Source organism: Massilia sp. LXY-6, assembly GCF_051233485.1.
Taxonomy (GTDB): Bacteria; Pseudomonadota; Gammaproteobacteria; order Burkholderiales; family Burkholderiaceae_D; genus Telluria.
The window spans coordinates 15,859-35,245 of the sequence record NZ_JBKFGF010000005.1 but is presented as its reverse complement, the minus strand read 5'-3'; the positions used below and the strand labels follow the sequence as shown (position 1 = coordinate 35,245).

The 19,387-nt window shown below is 63.7% G+C and carries 14 protein-coding genes; 7 read left to right on the top strand and 7 right to left on the bottom strand.

The window, feature by feature from the left end:
• Positions 1–41: 41 nt before the first annotated feature.
• Positions 42–1,154, bottom strand: a complete 1,113-nt coding sequence (locus ACI48D_RS02685; RefSeq protein WP_435569666.1) for an acyltransferase family protein — start codon at positions 1,152–1,154, stop codon at positions 42–44.
• A 149-nt stretch (positions 1,155–1,303) separates the two neighbouring features.
• On the opposite strand from ACI48D_RS02685, the gene ACI48D_RS02680 reads away from it, so the two are divergent.
• The gene (locus tag ACI48D_RS02680) at positions 1,304–2,134 is read left to right on the top strand and encodes a sulfurtransferase (RefSeq protein ID WP_435569665.1); all 831 of its coding nucleotides are present in this window, start codon (positions 1,304–1,306) and stop codon (positions 2,132–2,134) included.
• 93 nt (positions 2,135–2,227) lie between these two features.
• On the opposite strand, the gene ACI48D_RS02675 is transcribed toward ACI48D_RS02680, so the two are convergent.
• The 6 genes from ACI48D_RS02675 to ACI48D_RS02650 form a co-directional block, all read right to left on the bottom strand.
• Positions 2,228–2,842 carry a DUF4214 domain-containing protein gene (locus ACI48D_RS02675; protein WP_435569664.1) on the bottom strand — a complete coding sequence of 205 codons (615 nt, stop codon included), beginning with the start codon at positions 2,840–2,842 and terminating at the stop codon, positions 2,228–2,230.
• A gap of 219 nt (positions 2,843–3,061) precedes the next feature.
• Positions 3,062–4,444, bottom strand: coding sequence for a TolC family outer membrane protein (locus tag ACI48D_RS02670; protein WP_435569663.1), 1,383 nt, complete (start codon positions 4,442–4,444; stop codon positions 3,062–3,064).
• Between the two features lie 2 nt (positions 4,445–4,446).
• Complete coding sequence (locus tag ACI48D_RS02665; RefSeq protein WP_435569662.1) at positions 4,447–5,799, bottom strand: HlyD family type I secretion periplasmic adaptor subunit; 1,353 nt, start codon at positions 5,797–5,799, stop codon at positions 4,447–4,449.
• Positions 5,800–5,827: 28 nt separating this feature from the next.
• Positions 5,828–7,588, bottom strand: a complete 1,761-nt coding sequence (locus ACI48D_RS02660) for a type I secretion system permease/ATPase (protein WP_435569661.1) — start codon at positions 7,586–7,588, stop codon at positions 5,828–5,830.
• Between the two features lie 238 nt (positions 7,589–7,826).
• Positions 7,827–9,881: a DUF4214 domain-containing protein gene (locus ACI48D_RS02655; RefSeq protein ID WP_435569660.1), complete on the bottom strand. Its 2,055-nt coding sequence runs from the start codon at positions 9,879–9,881 to the stop codon at positions 7,827–7,829.
• A gap of 421 nt (positions 9,882–10,302) precedes the next feature.
• The gene (locus ACI48D_RS02650; protein WP_435569659.1) at positions 10,303–11,670 is read right to left on the bottom strand and encodes a FecR family protein; all 1,368 of its coding nucleotides are present in this window, start codon (positions 11,668–11,670) and stop codon (positions 10,303–10,305) included.
• Positions 11,671–11,868: 198 nt separating this feature from the next.
• On the opposite strand from ACI48D_RS02650, the gene ACI48D_RS02645 reads away from it, so the two are divergent.
• From ACI48D_RS02645 to ACI48D_RS02620, 6 genes are all read left to right on the top strand, one after another.
• Complete coding sequence (locus ACI48D_RS02645) at positions 11,869–13,887, top strand: CHASE2 domain-containing protein (RefSeq protein ID WP_435569658.1); 2,019 nt, start codon at positions 11,869–11,871, stop codon at positions 13,885–13,887.
• Complete coding sequence (locus ACI48D_RS02640) at positions 13,884–15,152, top strand: tetratricopeptide repeat protein (protein WP_435569657.1); 1,269 nt, start codon at positions 13,884–13,886, stop codon at positions 15,150–15,152. Before ACI48D_RS02645 ends, ACI48D_RS02640 begins: the two co-directional genes overlap by 4 nt.
• A gap of 19 nt (positions 15,153–15,171) precedes the next feature.
• Entirely contained in the window at positions 15,172–15,909 is a 738-nt protein-coding gene (locus tag ACI48D_RS02635) for a Crp/Fnr family transcriptional regulator (RefSeq protein WP_435569656.1), read from the top strand.
• 135 nt (positions 15,910–16,044) lie between these two features.
• The gene (locus ACI48D_RS02630; RefSeq protein ID WP_435569655.1) at positions 16,045–16,851 is read left to right on the top strand and encodes an ABC transporter permease; all 807 of its coding nucleotides are present in this window, start codon (positions 16,045–16,047) and stop codon (positions 16,849–16,851) included.
• Complete coding sequence (locus ACI48D_RS02625; protein ID WP_435569654.1) at positions 16,851–18,074, top strand: ABC transporter ATP-binding protein; 1,224 nt, start codon at positions 16,851–16,853, stop codon at positions 18,072–18,074. The genes ACI48D_RS02630 and ACI48D_RS02625 overlap by 1 nt, the downstream gene beginning before the upstream one ends.
• Before the next feature lie 10 nt (positions 18,075–18,084).
• The gene (locus ACI48D_RS02620) at positions 18,085–19,386 is read left to right on the top strand and encodes an FkbM family methyltransferase (RefSeq protein ID WP_435569653.1); all 1,302 of its coding nucleotides are present in this window, start codon (positions 18,085–18,087) and stop codon (positions 19,384–19,386) included.
• Position 19,387: the final 1 nt, after the last annotated feature.

Here is a 19,387-nt window from a genome sequence, read left to right as displayed (position 1 = left end):
ATTGCTTTTAGGAATGGCGGCGTGGCGGATTTACCAAGCGCTCACCGGTGCAGCGCCTGTGCCTGCCCGAGCTTTTCCGCCCCGTAGCGGCGGCGCATGCGCAGGAAAGGCTCCTCGATTGCGCGGTAACTCAGCGTGGCCAGCCCCCACGTCAGCCCGTAGCTCACCGTCACCATGATGGCGGCGTCGAGCCAGCCGTTGCCGGTCGGTGCTACCCGCCCGAAGCGTGTCGCCAGCAGATGCAGCAAGCCCATGTGCAAGAGATAAAAAGAAAAACTGATCTTGCCACCCTGGCACAAGACCCGGTCGACCAGGCCCGGCAGGCGCGGTTCGAACGCGACCCAGGCCACGATCACGGCCGCCCAACCCAGGCTCTCGAGCATCGACCAGAAAATCCAGAACCCCGACTTCGGGGCGGCGCCGAACGGCGCCAGGCGATGCATCGCGGCGGTGTCGGCCACCACCAGCACGGCCGCCGCCAGCAGCAGCCATGGCGCAAACCGGTGCAGCTGCGCACGGTGCTCGCGGTAGACCATGGCCGCCAGCATGCCGATCAGGAACTGGTCGAAACGGCCGACGAAGGTGCAGAAATACATCAGCGTGCTGTTGTCGTTGACCGGGTAAGCGGCCAGCTTGAAGAAGGCCATCAGCACCAGCAGTTCGAGCAGGTAGCGCTTGCCGCGCTCCAGCGCGAAGCGCGCCAGGAACGGGAACACCATATAGAACAGGAATTCCAGCGAGATGGTCCAGGCGGCGCCGGTCACCGGCGTTCCCGACGTGGGCGCGTGCCCGAGGTTGGTCGCGAACAGGTAGAGAATGTCCTGGGGCTGGAAGTTGTCGCGGCCGATCGAGGTGGCGACCAGGAAAATCGTCAGGAACAGCGGAAAGATGCGCAACACCCGGTTACGCAAAAAGTCGCGCACGACGATGCCTTGCTGGTGCTGGGCAATCTGCATGAACAGGAAACCCGACAGCGTGAAGAACAGGCCGACGCCGGTATGCCCTTCCGTGATCAGCGCCGCCCAGGGCGTGGTCAATGCCGGTCCGCCCAGGCCGCGGTACTCGAGCTGGAAATGGAACAGGAAGACGATGGTAGCGGCCAGCCAGCGCAATTGGTCGATGCGGGGGTTGTACTGCAGGTTCAGCGATTGCATGGCAGCGCGCTTGCGAGAAAGAACATAAAGGAAACGATTGTAATCCGATTCAGCGCCGGCGCCACGGTATTTCCCGGCGATCCTTTCTGGCAGCCTGCCCTGCTTTATAATAGCGGGCTGTCCCCGGTACATTCCATTTCCTTCCCACCATGTACGTCAACATCGCCGCCTACAAATTCGTCACCCTCGACAAGCTCGAAGAACTGCGCCCGCAATACCAGGCGCTGTGCAATGAACTCGGGCTGAAGGGCACCGTGCTGCTGACGCCGGAAGGCATCAATATGTTTGTATCCGGCACGCGCGAACACATCGACCAGTATCTGGCCTGGGTGCGCAGCGATGCCCGCCTGGCCGATCTCGAGTGGAAGGAAAGCATCTCGGACGAGCAGTCGCACCGCCGCATGCTGGTGCGCATCAAGAAGGAAATCATCACGATGCGCATGCCGCTCATCAAGCCCGAGCTTGGCCGCGCACCGTCGGTCACGCCGACGACGCTCAAGCGCTGGCTCGACCAGGGCCATGACGACGACGGCGTCCCGGTCGTGATGATGGAAACCCGCAACGCCTTCGAAGTGGACGTCGGCACCTTCGACAACACGCTCGACTACCGCATCGAGAAGTTCAGCGAGTTTCCGGAGGTGGTGGCGCAACACAAGGACGAGCTGGCGGGCAAGACCGTGGTCACCTTCTGCACCGGCGGCATTCGCTGCGAAAAGGCGGCGATCCACATGCAGAACATCGGCTATGAGCGCGTGTATCAGCTCGACGGCGGCATCCTGAAGTATTTCGAGGAAGTCGGCGGCGACCATTACCACGGCGACTGCTTCGTCTTCGACTACCGCACCGCGCTCAATCCGAAACTGGAACCCACCGAGACCGTGCAGTGCTTCGCCTGCCGCGCGGTGGTGACGCCGCGCCAGCAACTGGCGCCGGAATATGTTGCGGGCGTGTCGTGCCCGCACTGCGTCCCTGCCCAATAAGACGAGAAGGCAGGACCGCCGGCCCTGGGCCGGCGGCTGCCATCGGTTCATTCACGCGGCAAGCGTGCAATCAACCTGCGGCATGATCAACACTCAACCGTGCATCGGCGGCAGGTTGAAGTCGGGCGTCCCCACCAATTGCGCCGCATCGCCGGAGAAGCCGGTTGCGCCACCCATGATCTTGGTGATGGTCAAATCGATATTGCCCGGGTCCATGCCGGCCGATGCCGTCATCAGGTCGTGCACGTTGGCGAGATAGTCGATGGCGATCTTGTTGGCGGCGTCGCCGGAATAAGCCTTCTGCTCTGCGGGAAGATCCAGGCGTGCGGTAAAGGCGTCGGCGACGGCCACCTTGGCGTCATAGGCGAACTTGTCGGTGGTCTGGGCGCCGTTGGCGATCTGGGTCACCACGTTGTCGATCGTGATCGCTTTCTGGTTGAGCAGGTTGGCCCAGTACTGCACGCCGGCGGTTTCCGCAGGGCGGCCGAACAGGTGCTGGTAGACCGCGCTGACGACACCGGCATTGTCCATGCCCGCATAGGCGGCGTGGTATTCCGGCGATGCCGCGAAACTGGCCGAAATTTTCTGGTAACCGGTCGGATCGGTGGCCAGGACGTTGGTCCAGTATGTCAGGCCAGCCGTGTCTGCCGGGCGGCTGAAATATGCTACGTATAGCTTCTGCACTTCGTTGCTGTAGTTCGTCGCCATGTTGGCCTCCTTTGAATAAGTGTAAAAAATATACCCTATTCGAAATTTTGGAGGCGCACCGAACTGTGCCATATCGTGCACAAGTTCTTGAAAGAAAAAGGTTTTTTTTCAGAAACTCACCCCGCATACGCGGAAGTGTTAAATGCCTAACCCAAGTGCACGGCGCGAAAAAAAACCCCGCTGCGCGCGCAGCGGGGTTTTGCCGGTCGCGGCGCAGGATCAGCGGAAGTAAGCCGCGACCTCGCGCACGCTGGTGGCATCCAGCGTCCCCGTCGCGGCGCGCAGGCGCAGCAGCCCGATCAGGTAGGAATAACGGGCCTGGGCCAGGTCGCGCTGGCTGGTGTACAGCTGTTGCTGGGCGTTCAACAGGTCGAGGTTAATGCGTACGCCACCCTTGATGCTCTGTTCGGTGGCCTTCATCAACAGCTTGCCGGATTCGACCGCCTTCTCCAGGGCCTCGATCTTGTGCACGCTCGACAGCACGATGTTGTGAGCTTTGCGCAACTCGACCATGACCTTGTTGGTGCGCGCGTCGAGATCCGACTGCGCCCGCTCGTAACCGGCCGCGGCCTGGCGGGTCGTCGCACTGATCGCGCCGCCCTGGTAGATCGGGACGCTCACCTGTACGCCGACCGTGCGGTTGACCGAGTTCTGGTTGTAGGTGTTGATCGATTCCGCATCGCCCTTGCTGTAGGCGGCAATGAAATCCACGCGCGGATAATGGCCGGCACGGTTACGGCCGATCTCCAGGCGCGCGTTCTCGACCGCCAGCCGGGCCGCCGCCAATTCGTGGTTATGCGCACGCGCGATCTTCTCCCACTCCTCGAAGCTGCCGGTCGTGAGCGTGGCCGGGCGGAAGCCTTCGCCCAGCTTGTCCAGCTGGCCCGGGTCCATGCCGATCACGCCCGCCAGGGTCTCGCGTGCGGCGACGGCATTGTCCTGCGCCTCGGTCAGCTGGGCTTCGGCGAGGTCGAGCCGGGCCTGGGTTTCCAGCATATCGGTCTTGGTACCCTCGCCTTTTTCGAACAGGCGATTATTCACGTGCATCATCTCGACGTACATATCGCGCGACACCTTCGAGAGCGCCACCTGGTCGTCGGCGAACAGCACATCCATATAGGCGCTGGCCACCCGCACCGTGACCTCGTCGGTGCCGGACGCGAACGCGGCCTCGCCCTGCGCCGCGACCACCTTGCCCTGGCGGTAGCGGGTAATGCCGTCCAGGTTCAGGATCGGCTGGCGCAACTGCACCACCGACGAGCGGCTGATGTAGCGGGGCGACGTCAGCGTGCGCTGCACGCCGGTGTATCCGCCGAACTGCACGTTCTGGAAGGTCTCGATATCGGCCACGTTGCGGCTGGCCGAGTAGCTGGCCGAGACGCTGGGCAGCAGGTAGGAGCGGCCGATGATGCGGTTTTCCTTGGCCGACTCCTTCTCATAGAAGCTCATGCGGTACTGCGGATCGTTTTTCAGCGCCGCCTCGTAGGCTTGCTGCAGGGTGACCGCGCCGGCCTGTCCGGCGGCCAGCAGGGCCGCCATGCCGGCGGCGAGCGCGAGCGCGTTGCGGCGCAGGGCGCCGCCTGGTTTGACTGGTTGCGCCACGCTTACTCCTCCGCCAGCGACGACTTGGAACGGTCGAAGATCGGCTTGAGCAGGTAGTTTACCAGGGTACGCTCGCCCGTTTTCACGAACAGCTCGACCGGCATGCCCGGACGCACATCCAGCTTGTGCTGGGCAATCAACTTCTGTCCTTCCGGCGTCACCCGCACACGTACTTTGTAGAAAGGCGCCCCGGTGCGTTCGTCGAGACTGCGGTCGGCGGCCACCTGTTCGATCTCGCCTGGAATGTGCGGAGTCTTGTTGGCGTTAAATGCAGAGAAGATCAGCTCGGTCTTCAAACCGGGATGCACACGGTCGACCAGGTTGACCGCCAGGTTGCCTTCGACCACCATCGGGTCGTCGGTCGGCACGATTTCCATCATCTTGAAGCCTGGCTGCACCACACCGCCCTGGGTAAACACGGCAAGGGCGGTAACGGTGCCGCTGACCGGCGACCTGAGCTCGACGTTGTCGACTTCGAACTTCTGGCCTTCCAGGCGTGCGCTCAGGGCTTCCGCTTCGCGCTCGATATCGGACAGCTGGGTGCGCACTTCCTTCTGGTAGTCCTGCATGCGCTGGGCCTTGCGCAGGCCTAATTCGAGGACCTGGCGGCGCGCACGCGCGATATTGCCGATGTCTTCCGAGACCGCCCCGCTCAGCTGGGCGTAGGTGCGCTCCAGGTCCAGCAGGCGGTTGCGCGCCACATAGCCGTCCTTGGCCAGGTCGCGCATGCCGTCCAGCTGTTCCTTCAGGTAGCCCATCTGCACCTTCTTGCTCTCGCGCGATTCTTCCAGGCCGCGGATCTGCTCCTTAAGACCGGCGATGTTTTCGTCCACGCTACCCAGCTCGTTCTGCAGCGACAGCCGACGCGAGCTGAGCAACTGGCCCTGCAAGGTCATCAGGTCCATTACACGTGGATCGTTGCGGCGCTGTTCCAGCTCGGCGGGAAATTTGATCGACTTGAGACCGTCACGCTCGGCCATCAGGCGTGCCTCGGTGGCGCGCGCGGTCAGGTACTGGGCGTCGCTGGTCTCATAAGCCGACTTGGCAAGCGTGCCGTTCATGCGCACTAACACCTGCCCCTCCTTGACCAGGTCGCCATCCTTGACCAGGATTTCCTTGATGATGCCGCCAGTCTGGTGCTGGATCGCCTTGCGGTTCGATTCCTTGGCCACCGTGCCGGACAAAGGCACGCCCTTGTCCAGTGGCGCAAACAGGCCCCACAACAGGAAGGCGCCAAGCCCGACTATCACGATCAGCCAGCCGACGCGGCTGAACGAACGCGCATCCGTATTGACTTCCAATGGCGTGACGTCGTGCGAGATGACTTCCGCCACATCGTTCTTCAACAATTTCATGTGTACCTTCTCCGGTAGTACCGTTGCATCAAGCCGTGGCCGGGGTTCCACCCGGGCCGGCGGCGGCCGCGCGCTGGGCCGCCTGGTGGGCTGCCAAGGCCTTCTGGTTGGCTTCGTTGATCGCCGCCAGCACGTCCTTGGTCGGGCCGAACATCTGGACACCGCCGTCATTCATCAGCAACAGCTTGGTGGTTACGCCGATCGCACTTGGGCGGTGGGTAATCAGGACGATGGTCTTGCCGCGCTGGCGCAGGTCGAGCACCGCATGCACCAGGGCCTGCTCGCCCAGCTCGTCCAGGTTCGAGTTCGGTTCGTCCAGCACGATCAGGGACGGGTCGCCGTACATGGCGCGCGCCAGGCCGAGGCGCTGCTTCTGGCCGCCGGACAGGCCGGCGCCACCATCGCCCAGCTTGGTATCGTAGCCTTGCGGAAGGTGCAGGATCATGTCGTGCACGCCGGCACGCTTGGCCGCCTGCACGACCTTGTCCGAGTCGACCTCGCCGAAGCGGGCGATGTTCTCGGCCACCGTGCCGCTGAACAGCTCGATATCCTGCGGCAAGTAGCCCAGGTGGGGGCCAAGTTCGGCCTTGTTCCAGGTATAAATGTCCGCACCGTCCAGGCGCACCTTGCCCATCATCGAAGGCCAGACGCCGACCAGCAGGCGCGCCAGGGTCGACTTGCCGGAGCCGCTCGGGCCGATCACGCCCAGGACATCGCCCGGCTGGATCGCGAATGTGACGCCCTTGACGACCGGACTGCGCACGCCCGGCGGCGCGGCATGCACGCCTTCGACATTCAAGTGGCCGTGCGGCTTGGGAAGCGCCATGCCGACTTCGCGCGCCGGATTCTGTTCCAGCAGCGAGCTGATGCGATCGAAAGCACTGCGCGTACTGCTCCAGCTCTTCCACACGCCGATCAGCTGCTGCACCGGAGCCAGGGTTCGGCCGAGCAAGATCGACGCGGCGATCATCATGCCGGCGGTGATCTTGTTGTCGAGCACCAGCAGGGCACCCAAGCCCAGCACGGAAGAAGACAGGGCCATCTGGAAGAACTTGGTGGCGGCACCGATGGCACCGGCTTTCTGGCTGGCCTGGGCCTGCAGACTCAGGAACCTGGCATGCGTCTTGAACCAGCGGCCCATCAGGTTGGGCAGCATGCCCATCGATTCGATGACTTCGGCGTTGCGCAGGTTGTTGGTCGCGGTGGTGCTGGAAGCGATCGCCATGGTGTTGGCTTCCTTCAGCGGCTCATAAGTCACGCGCTCATTGACGATGGCCAGGATCACCAGCACCACCACGCCGCACAGCGCGAACAGGCCCAGCCAGGGCTCGAAGAAGAAGATCACGATCAAGTAGATCGGGAACCAGGGCGCATCGAAGAAGGCGAACAGCGCATTGCCGGTGAGGAACTGGCGCAGCGTGGTCAGGTCGTTCAAAGCCTGTCCCGCATTCGTGCCGGCCAGCTTGAGGTTCTGCTCGAAGGCGGCGGTATACAGGCGGCGATTGAGCTTCATGTCGAACTGCGCGCCGACCCGTATCAGCACGAAGGAGCGGATCACTTCGAGGGCCGACGAGAACAGGAAGGCGCCGAGCATCATCAAGGTCAGCATCAGCAGGGTGATCTCGTTGCGACTCGACAGGACCCGGTCGTAGACCTGCAGCATGTACAAGGAGGGCACGAGGGCCAGCAGGTTGACGATCGCACTGAAGGTGCCGACCGTGTAGAACGTACCTTTGAAACTGAGCAGGATACGCCCGATCTCGGTTTGTGGATTCAGGAATTTTTTCATGTGTCTCGCGTGACAAGTCAGAAGCAGCGCTCCGGTCTATGACCGTAGAGAAATCGCTTGCGGGCACATTATCTATGAAAAATCAAAAAAAATGTGATGTGCGTCACACGTTTTTGGATTAAATGTTTAGAAAGGGTCGCGTTCATGAGACAAAAAGACCGACCGATAACGAAAAACCCCGCCTCCTTGCGGAAGCGGGGTTCTGCTTGACTCACTGGCCCGCGAACGGGCCGGTAAATTAGCCGGCGGTGATGATGCCGTTGTTCAGGTGCAGGGTGGTCGCGTCAACACCGGTCAGGGTGATGGTGACGACTTCGCCAGTGGTGGCCAAAACGTTCGAGCTGTAAGCGTGGGTTTCGATCTGCAGGACTGCATCGCCATTGTTGTTGCTGACGAAGATTTCCTTTACAGCGTCGTTGCCGGTCACGCCCTTGGCGCCAATTGCACCGTTGACCAGGGTGTAGTCGGTGCCAACGGACAGTGCGTCGGTGCCTTGCAGACCGAATGCAGCGATGGTGCTGCCGGTCACGGTCGACTTAGCGTCGAAGGTGTAGACGTCCGACTTGGCGCCAGCGAAGTTGGTGGTGTGGGTAGCGTCCAGCGGGGTGACCAGGTAGCCCTTGTCGCTCAGGACCTTGGCGTAGGCATCAACAGTTGCCTGCAGGCCATTCAGGGTCGCGACATTGGCTTGTGCTGCCTGCAGTGCAGCGACATCGGTTGCCAGGGTCTTGATCGTGGTGCTGATCGTGCTGACAGCGGTGGTGTCGGCAGCCTGCTTGGCGACCAGCGGGTTGAACGCAGCGCCAGCGCCAGCTTCAGCGTCGACCAGACCCTTGAAGTTGGTGTAGGCAGTTTGGTCAGTCTGGGCTTTCAGAACAGCCAGTTCGGTCTGGATCTGAGCCAGGGTCGGGGTTGCGCCAGCAGCAACGGTGCCCGAGGTGGTACCGTTGATGGTGTCGGCGATCGCCTTGATCAGGTTCGTTTCAGTGTAAGCAGTGCCGTTGGCGGTGATGGTGCCAACCGAGTCAGCAGCCACGTCCAGCATGTTGGTGACCAGGGTAGTGTTGGTCACGTTGGTCTGTGCCTTGGCCACGTTCGACAGAGCGGTCTGCTCGGCGTTGTACGAAGCGATCAGCTCGGTCAGGCCGGTGTACTTGCTTGCATCGACGCCATCAGCCAGGGTAGCTTTGCCGCCCGAGATCGTTGCCAGGGTGATGGTGGTAGCCGGGGTCGTACCGCTGGCAGCCTTGACATAGGTCAGGGCGGTTGCGGATTCGGTCACAGCGCTGCCGTTGTTGCTCACGCCGAACGAAGCTTCCTTGGCGGTGATATCGGCGCGGGCCGAGACTTCAGCGGTCTGAGCCGATTTCAGGGCAGCCTGGGCAACGGTCAGGGCCGACACGGCGTCGGTCAGGCCAGCGACGGCGGCGATCTTGGTGTTGTCGGCGGCCAGAGTTTGCTGGGCAGTGCTCAGGGCTGCAGCGTTGACTGCCTGCTGGTTAGCAACCAGTGCATCACGAACGGCTTGCGAAGTCGTCGAGGCGCTGAACAGGGTTGCAGCTGCGGTGTCGCTCAGGTCGCCGGCGACCTTGGTCACAGCGGTGGTTTGTGCGCCGGTGATGTCCGAAGCCTTGGTCACGGTGCTTGCATCGCTGTCGACGTCAACGCTGGTCACGAAGGTGCCCACGGCCTTGGTGGCAGCGGTGATTTGCGCCAGGGTGCCGGCCAGGGTGAACGGGGTACCTGCAGCAACGGCGGTAGCGACGCTGGTGTTCAGTGCGGCCGGGGTGGTAGCAGCAGCCAGCGACACGTTGTCGGTCACGCTGGCCAGGAAGGCCTTGGCAACCTTGTTGGCATCGGCGCCGCTGTAGCCAGCTTTTTCTGCGTCGGTGTCGACAGCAGCGGTGAACGCTGCAGCAGCTTGCAGCTTGGCGTTGTAAGCGACCAGGTCGGTGCCTTGTGCGCCTTTGGCGACTTCAGTCACGACGTCAGCCAGGGACACTTTCTTGGCGTCGAGGTTGTCAGCGTAGAACTTGTTACCAGCAGCGTCAGCAGCGTGGCCGAAGATGTTGGTGTAGATGATGTCAACGATTTGAGCGCTGGTCTTGCCGCTGAAGGCAGCGGTGTACTCGGTCGACTTAGCGAAATCGGCGCTGATCTGAGCCATGACGGTGGCGCTGCCCTTGGCAGCTTCCAGGACGCCTTCGTAGTAAGCCAGGCCAGCAGCATCAGCCGGACGGTTGAAGTAAGCCACGTACAGCTTCTGGATATCGTTGTAGTAAGTCGTTGCCATTATTGCTCCAAAATAGATCGATCGATCGATGAGTTATATCAAACAGCAGGGATACAATTTGTTCCTGCCGCCCAACGTCCCGAATCATGACAGATGCCGGTTCACACAAGATGTGACGGCCATCACAATCGCGGAAGATTCTTGTCGGGAATTTGTAAATTCCCGACAGCTAATCGGCGCTCATTATCAAAGAGGATTTCCAATGATGCAAGGCATCTCCTTGGCGACATCCATGGAGACTGAAAAAACCCAGACGAATTCTCTCAAATACTCACATATGTGACCGTAAGCTGCTGTTTTTATTATTAAAATTTTCAATTAATGGTGAGAATCGCGCAACAATTGAAAACCATTTCCTTATTTGACTCCGGCATAAAAAAAACCCCGGACTTACCGGGGTTGTTTTGTGCTCATAGTTGGATCAGTGTGAATTCTGCTGCCAAAAAGTCACACCATTTGCAGTACGCTTCTCGTCCAGGCGGCTATCGAAGATGTAAGCCGCCGAACCGCCATTCTGCTTGCTCAGCAATCCCTGCAGGTTCATGACACCCGTCTGCCCGTTTGCCGCATCCCCATACAACCTGCCGTCCGCGCCTACGGCACCGGCGCCGCGCAGCTTGAAGGATTCCGTACCGCTCGCCAGGTCGGCGGTGGTCGCAAAACTCTTGCTGCCGAAATCCACTGTCAGCGTGCCGTTCACCAGCGAGGCCGGTGTTTCGATCCGGAAGCTCGGCGTATAGTCCGTATAGATGAAGGCCTCGCCTCCCTTGAGCTGGAAGCCGATGCTGCCATTGTTCGGCGCCACGAAGGTGTCCGGTCCCAGGGTACGGAACAGGGCGTAGTTGCCGTTGATCGCCAACAGCTCGTTCTGGTCCTGGACCTGAGGGAGATTGAACTTCGGCGGCAGGCCAGCCACGACTTGCCAGCGCCCCCAGACGATGTCACGGTCCGGCAAGGCCATGCTGATCTCGACGGGCGGCACGGGCGGTGGCGTCACGACAGGCGGCGGGATCACGACCGGCGGCGGTGCCGGCTGCGCCGGCTTGTCGACGACCTTGACCAGGTCGACCGTCTTTTGCGCATCCAGATTCGGCTGCCCCGTGGCGCTGGCGCCGCCGCCGGCCGTCGCGCCATGCGCGAGCGGCTCGTCCGCACGCGGCGGCGAGACCTGATCGGGCGACAGCGGGCTGCCCTGCAGCAGCTGGGGCGCCGCCTGGCCGCGCTGCACCTGCAGCAGCAGGCCGCGCTGGGCCGCGCTCAGTTCGCGGCTGGCACCGCCTTCGCAGGGCCCGGCGCCGCCCGGATTGCAGGCGCCGCCGAAGCCGCTCATCACGATGGCGCCGGAAATCACGGCCACGCGCGAGGTGTCGTTGTCGGTAAAGACCGTGAAGTCGGTGCCGCGCACGCCAATCGCCGCCACCGGGGTATTGAAACGGAAGTTCTGGCGCGCTTGCTTGACGGCATTACCTGACTTGCTGCGTGCAACGCCGCTCAGCAGCTCGAACTTGACGCGCGTATTCGCCGGATTCTTCTCATCCACCTGGTAAACTGCGATCCGCGCTCGGGTATTCGGACGCAGGATGAACAGGCCGCTGTCCACTGTCTTGATATAGAGGAAGCCGTCAGCGCCGGTGCTCAGCATCTGACCTTCCTGCACGGCCGCGCCGTCGACGGCCGGCTGGCCAGCCACGTCGGCCTTGCCTGCAACAAAGATGATCTTGCCAGCCTCAGCCGCTTGGGCCGCCTGGACTGCGCACGCGAGTGCAATGAAGACAAGTGAACGCCACATACATTTCCCCTTTTCGCCCAATTTAACTTGCTTGGCGAATCTAACTCTGTGATAAGCGTCACATTGTAAGCCCAGCAGTGAGTGGACGGTAAAAACAAAAGATCACGAAAATATAAAAACAATAATGTTTTAAAGCAACAGATTAGTTATACTCTACCAACCTAAAAGAATGACAACAAGATAAAACCCAGAGCAGGCGTGGCTATTCTTCCCTCTATTTCCTCTGCCGCGCCGGCCGGTCCGCGCGCATGGCAGGCCTTGCTGCGCTGGCTGATCGCCTTGGCTGCGGTATCGTTGGCCGCTTGGGCGCAATGGGGACCCTTGCCCGGGAACTCGTTCCTGCCAGGGGAATGGCTGCGCGACGCCTTCCTGCGCGCACAGGTCAGCATGAAAGAAGAGCCGCGCGTGCTGGTGGTGGACATTGACGAGGCCAGCCTGGCGCGGCTCGGCCCATGGCCATGGCCGCGCGAACGGATCGCCGACCTTGTCGAGATGCTGCTCACCCGCTACGAGGCGCGCGGCGTGGCACTCGACATCCTGCTGCCGGAGGGCGGCGGCGGCGGCGGCGATATGCGCCTGGCGTTGCTGGCGCGCCACGGTCCCGTGGTGCCGGCGCAGGCATTCGACTTCAATCGCACGCGCGAACTACCAGTGCGCGTCGGTACGCTGGGCGGTGCCGTCGCCGCTTCTACAGGTGGCGCAGTGCGCGGCATACCGGCCACCGGCTACATCGGCAACTACCCTGCCCTGGCGGCGGCACCGCGCGTCGGTGCGATCGGCTTCATTCCGGACGCCGACGGCGCCCTGCGCCGCGTGCCCCTGCTGACCGAATTCGAAGGCCGGCAGTACCCCGCACTGGCGCTGGCCCTGCTCGACTGCTGTTCGGACGGTCCGGCGCTCCGGCGGCCGGCGCTCCGGCGGCCGGCGCTCCGGCGGCCGGCGCTCCGGCGGCCGGCGCTCCGGCGGCCGGCGCTCCGGCGGCCGACGCCGCAGCTCGACGGCAATACGATCCGGGTCGGCTTCGACCGCGACTGGTCGGCCTACACGGTCGTCAGCGCCGCCGACATCCTCGACGGTGCGATCGACCCGCCCAGCGCTTCGGGGCGCCTGGTCGTGGTCGGCTCGTCTTCGCTCGGCATGGCCGACCGCGTGTCCACGCCGCTGGGCGCCGACCGCCCCGGCCTCGGGGTCCAGGCAAACCTGCTGACCACCCTGCTCGACCGCCAGGCCGGACTGGCCCCCAGGCCCTGGCCCGGGCGCCTGATCGCCTGCGCGTTCGCGCTGCTGGCGGCGGTCGTGGCGACGCTCGCCTTCCCGCGCCTGTCCGCAATCGCCAGCATGGCCCTGCTGGCCGCCAGCTCGCTGCTGTGGCTGATCCTTGCCTTCTTTGCCAGCCGCCACGATCCTGATTTCTCGCCGGTCGGCCCGCTGGCCACCAATCTGTTCCTGCTGGCCGTGGCGATTCCCTACCAGTGGCAACTGACCCAGCGCCGTTCACGCCATTTGCTGTCGACCCTGCGCCAATACGTGGCTCCGGCCGTGGTCGAAGAACTCTTGCGCAGCGAAGCAGATGACCCGCTCAAGCCGCGCCAACTCGACGTGACCACCCTGATCGCCGACATGGAGGGTTACACCAGCCAGGTCGAGGCGTTGCCGATGGCGGAAGCGGCCAGGCTGACGAGCGACTTCCTCGCTTGCCTGACCGGCCCGGTCATCGACACCCGGGGCACGCTGGATAAATACACCGGCGATGGACTGGTCGCGTTCTGGGGCGCCCCTTTGCCGATCAACAACCATGCCGACCTGGCGCTGGACGCCGCCCGCGAGATCGTGCGCCGGGTCGAGGCCCTGAGCGCACGCCACCAGGCCGCCGGCCACGCGCCGCTGCGGGTGCGGATCGGCATCGAAAGCGGGCCGGCGATGGCGGGCGATTTCGGTACTTCCTTCCGCAGCATATATACTGCGGTCGGCGACAGCGTGAACACCGCCTCGCGCCTGGAACAGGTGGCGCGCGATTTCCCCCATGACGTCATCGTCGGCGCCGGCGCGGTCGAACGCGCGCGGCGCCACCAGTTCATCCTGCTGGGCGAGCGCCGCCTGCGCGGCAAGGAAAAACCAACCATTTTTTATACCTTCGAATCCAGCATGAAGCAGGAAGGCAGCACGCATCCCGATCCACGCCAGGCCGGCGCCGGCCTTCGCGAGTCCGCCCGATGAAGGGCCGCCTGCTTTCGGCGGTGCTGGCGCTGGCCGCCCTGGCGTCCGCGGCTGCGCACGCCCAGGCAGACGCGCCTGCATCCGGGAGCGCGGACGAGGCTAGGAAAGCCACGCTGGAAGGCGCGCAGCAGGCCCTGTACAAGGAAGCCCTGCTGGCGCTGGCCGAGGGCCGCCGTACCGATGCTTCACGGGCCTTGCGGCGCCTGATCGAACAAGAGCCGCGCCATGCCGGCGCCTGGCTCGACCTGGCCCTGATCCAGTGCGGCCTCGGCAACGCGGACGAGGCCGAGCGCCTGTTCGCCACGGTCGAAACGCGCTTCAACCCTTCACGCGAGATCCTCGAACTTATTTCCCAGACGCGCGAGGACGGTTGCCATCCCTGGACGCCGAACAGCGCGCTGTCGATCTCCTTCGGGCGCGGCATCGACCACAACGTCAACCAGGGCGCCAGCACCTCCACCCTCAAGCTGGGCGACGGCTCATTCGACTTGCCGCTGCTGGACGAGTTCCTGCCGAAGAAGGACGGCTATACTGCAACCGGCCTGGAATACCTGCGCGACGTGACACCCAACGGCACCATCGGCTTTGCCCAGCTACAGTCGCGCCGCAACGACTCCCTTCACCAGTACGACAGCAGCTCGGCGTTCGGCGGCATCGAATCGCCGTGGCGCTTCGGCAGCTGGGCGCTGCGCTCCACGCTGGTTGCGGGGATGGTCAGCCTGGGCGGGCATATCTACCAGCGCCAGGCCCAGGGTCAGCTGCGTGTCGCGCCGCCATTGTCGTTGCCGAACAACACCTTGTTCAATCTGATGGCAGGCTATACCTGGACGGATTACCGGCGCCTGGCGAATTTCGATGCGCGTACCGTGGAGCTGCGCCCCGAGCTGTCGCACCGTCGCGGCAGCCTGTTCGCCAGTGCCAGCCTCGGGCTGCTGAGCGACCACGGCAACGCCCAGCGTCCGGGCGGCAACCGCCATGGCCAGCTGCTGAGCCTGCTGATGCGCAGCCCGCTGGCAGCGGGCCTGACGGGCGAACTCGGCTATACCAGGCAGACCTGGCGCAGCGTCCGTCCATATGCGCCGGAACTGCTGATTTCGCAGGTCCGCGACCAGGCGACCCAGCTGCTGCGCGCCACCCTGATCTATTCTTTCAACAAGAACCAAAGTCTATTGTTCGAAGCACGGGCGGTACGAAACCAGGAAAACATCGACATCTTTCAGTACAATAACCGCCAGTTCCAGTTGAGCTGGCGTTGGCAACCCTGATCGATATAGATATGGCTACATGACCGCTCTCAACAAGGTCTCTTACCCCGAACCCCTACAGGCACCGCAGGAAGTGCAGATTCAGGTTCACCTGCGCAAGATCCCGCTGCTTGCCAACCTGACACCCGAAGAGATCGCAGAGATCAAGCCGGAGTTGCGCTTCCGTCACTTCAACAAGCGCGAAGTCGTGCTGCACAAGGGCGGCAGCGGCGACGCCCTGCTGTTCCTGCTGTCCGGCCAGCTGCAGGTGGTCGACATCACCGAGGACGGCCGCGCGATCGGCCTGCGCATGCTGGCGCCGGGCGACTTCTTCGGCGAGATCGCCCTGATCAACGAGTCGACCCGCTCGGCCTCCGTGGTGGCGACCAGCGACGTGCTGGTGGCCTTCCTGCCGGCGGCCACCGCCATGCACCTGTTCTCGCATTCGCCCAGCGTGGCCAAGCAGATGCTCCAGCACCTGGCGCAGAAGATCCAGCGCGATTCGGAATTTCGCGCCGTGCTCAGCATCAACAATACGGCACGCCGCATCTATACTTACCTGTCGCTGCTGCAGAAGACGCCGGAAGACGGCGCCAAGCAGGCGGTCGTGGAAAACCTGCCGACCCACCAGGACATCGCCAACATGATCAATACCAGCCGCGAAACGGTCACGCGCGCCCTGCTGACGCTGGTGCAGCAGGGGATCGTGCAAAAGGAAGCGAACCGCCTGGTGATCCTGGATCCGCAGGCGCTGCAGAAGCTGGTTCAGGGTTCCTGAACACTGACATTCCTACCAAACTTCCTTACAACTGTACCAATTGTGTGGCATTACCCTAGAGTATAATTTTGCGCTCTAACGGCCTTGCCACTTTATGAAGAAAACCCTCACGCACATTTTCGTGCCCATCGCGCCATGATCGCGCCCCTGATGCTACGCAGCCTGTGGGCCTATCGCGGTTTCGTGCTGGGCAGCGTCAAGCGTGAATTCCAGGCGAAGTACATGAACGCGATGCTGGGCGCGCTGTGGTCGCTGCTCTCGCCGCTGGCCATGATCGTGGTCTACACCGTGATCTTTTCCGAAGTCATGCACAACAAGCTGCCCGGCGCCGACGCCAACGCGCGCTTCGCCTACAGCATCTACCTGTGCGCCGGCGTGCTGACCTGGGGCCTGTTCGCGGAGATCGTCGCGCGTGGCCAGACCATGTTCATCGAGCAGGCCAACCTGATCAAGAAGATCAGCTTCCCGCGCATCTGCCTGCCGCTGATCGTGCTGCTCAATGCGCTGGTCAACTTCGGCATCATCTTCGGCCTGTTCACGCTGTTCCTGATCGGCTCGGGCAGTTTTCCGGGTGCCGTGTTCTTCGCCATCGTCCCGGTGCTGCTGATCCAGCTGCTGCTGGCGATCGGCATCGGCATGATTGCCGGCGTGCTCAACGTATTCTTCCGCGACGTCGGCCAGTTCGTGACGATCGCGATGCAGTTCTGGTTCTGGTTCACGCCGGTCGTCTATCCGGTCACGATCCTGCCGCCCGAGGTGCGCGCGCTGCTTTCCTGGAATCCGATGGCGCGCCTGGTCGAGGCCTACCAGCAGATACTGGTGAAAGGCGCGGCGCCCGACTGGGTGTCGCTGTTGCCGGTGCTGGGGCTGTCCCTGCTGCTGTGCGCGCTGGGACTGCGCCTGTTCCGCCGGCGTGCCGGCGAGATGGTGGACGAACTCTGATGGGCCGCATCGTCGTTTCCAACCTGGGCAAGGCCTACCGCCAGTACCCGACGCGCTGGTCGCGCCTGGCGGAATGGATGCTGCCCGGCGCGCGCCAGCTGCACACGCTCAAGTGGGTGCTGCGCGACATCAGCTTCACGGTGGCGCCGGGCGAAGCCGTCGGCCTGATCGGCATCAACGGCGCCGGCAAGAGCACCCTGCTCAAGCTGATTACCGGCACCACCCAGCCGACTGCGGGAGGGGTCCACATGGAGGGCCGCGTGGCGGCCCTGCTGGAGCTGGGCATGGGCTTCCATCCGGACTTCACCGGACGCCAGAACGTCTTCATGGCGGGCCAGCTGCTCGGCATGACGGTCGAGGAAATCGAGCGGCTGATGCCGGAGATCGAAGCCTTCGCCGAGATCGGCGACTACATGGACCAGCCGGTGCGCGTGTACTCGAGCGGCATGCAGATGCGGGTCGCGTTCAGCGTCGCCACCGCGCGCCGCCCGGACATCCTGATCGTCGACGAAGCCCTGTCGGTGGGCGACGCCTACTTCCAGCACAAGAGCTTCGACCGCATCCGCAGCTTCCGCCGCCACGGCACCACCCTGCTGCTGGTCTCGCACGACAAGCAGGCGATCCAGTCGCTGTGCGACCGCGCCCTGCTGCTCGACGGCGGCCGCCTGGCCAGGGAAGGCCTGCCGGAAGAGATCATGGATTACTACAATGCGATGATCGCCGAGCGCGAGAACGAGACCGTGCGCCTGAACGCGACCCCGGAAGGCAAGCTGCAGACCGTGTCCGGAACCGGCGAGGCGACCGTCAGCGACATCGCCCTGCTGGACGAGGCCGGCCAGCGCGTCGAAGTGGTCGACGTCGGCAGCGCGGTGACCCTCGAGGTGAAGGTCGCGGCCAAAGCGCATATCCCGCGCATGGTGCTCGGCTACATGATCAAGGACCGCCTCGGCCAGCCCATGTACGGCACCAACACGCACCTGAAGGAGCTGCCGCTGGAGGACGTTGTCGCCGGCGAAGAAGTCACCTATCGCTTCCGTTTCCCGATGAACCTCGGGCCGGGCACCTATTCCGTCGCCACCGCGATCGTCAGCACCGAAACCCACCTCGTCAACAACTACGAATGGCGTGACCTGGCGCTGGTGTTCACGGTCATGAACATGCGCCGGCCGCATTTCGAGGGTGCGGCCTGGCTCGACCCGGTCATCGACATCGAACGAACATGAACAAGCGCCCATGAGATTCATTTCCTACGCCCAGAACAACGAAGACGTGCTGCTGTGGCGCGCCCTCGGCGACCTCCAGCACGGCTTCTACATCGACGTCGGCGCCAACGACCCGGTCGAGCACTCGGTCACCAAGGCCTTCTACGACGCCGGCTGGAACGGCATCAACATCGAGCCGCTGCCGGCCCATATCGCCGCCTTCGGCGAGCAGCGCCCGCGCGACGTCAACCTGGCGATCGCGGCCGGCAGCCGCGACGGCGAGCTGACCCTGTACGACGTGCCGGCCGTGCGCGGCTGGGCCTCGCCCGACCAGGCCGTGGCCGAGGCCCATCGCGCCGAGGGCCACGAAGTCGCCGAGCTCACGGTACCGGTGCGTACCCTGGCCTCGGTGTGCGAGGAATACGTCAAGGGCGAGATCCACTTCCTGAAGGTCGACGTCGAAGGCTTCGAAGGCGAAGTGCTGCGCGGGATGGATTTCGCGCGCTGGCGTCCGTGGGTGCTGGTGATCGAGGCGACCGTCCCCGGCAGCCGCGAGACCAACCACGCGGCCTGGGAGCACCTGGTCACCGGCCAGCGCTACCGCTACGCCTGGTTCGACGGCCTGAACCGCTACTACGTGGCTGAGGAACATGCGGAGCTGCTGGCGCACTTCGGCATCCAGCCCAACGTGTTCGACGACTTCATCCCGCACCACCTGGACAGCGCCTGGCGCCAGATCGGCGTGCTGCAGGAAAGCGTCGGCCGGATCGCCGCCCTGGAAGCGCACACCGCCGAAGGCTGGGAACGCGCCGCCGACATGGAGCGCAGCGCGCTGGCGCACCAGGCCCTGCACCGGCAGGCAGCGAACGAAGCGGCCCTGCTCGCGCAGCAGTGCGAACAGCTGCGCCTGGAAAAACAGACCATGGAGGCGCAGCTGCACCAGAGCGCGGCCTGGGGCAAGGAAATGGAACAGCGCCTGCTGGCCGTCCTGGACAGCACGTCGTGGCGCATCACCGCCCCGATGCGCTTCGTCATGCGGCGCGGCCCGGACAGCATGGCCGGGATCGCGCGCCGCAAGGCCAAGGGCGCGGCGCGCCGCAGCCTGCGCTGGCTGACCTCGCGCGAAGCGCTGCGCCGCACGGTGCTGCCGCTGGTGATGCGCTCCCCACGGCTGCAGGCCCTGACGGCACGCACCCTTGCCGCCGCCAAGCAGGCCACCGCCGACAGCGCCGCTCCCGCCAGCGCCGTGCCCTACGCACTGCGCGAATTGCCGCAATCCGCGCGCGAGGCGCTGGACCAGCTGCGTCACGCCTACGCCCCGCATAAAGAATGAC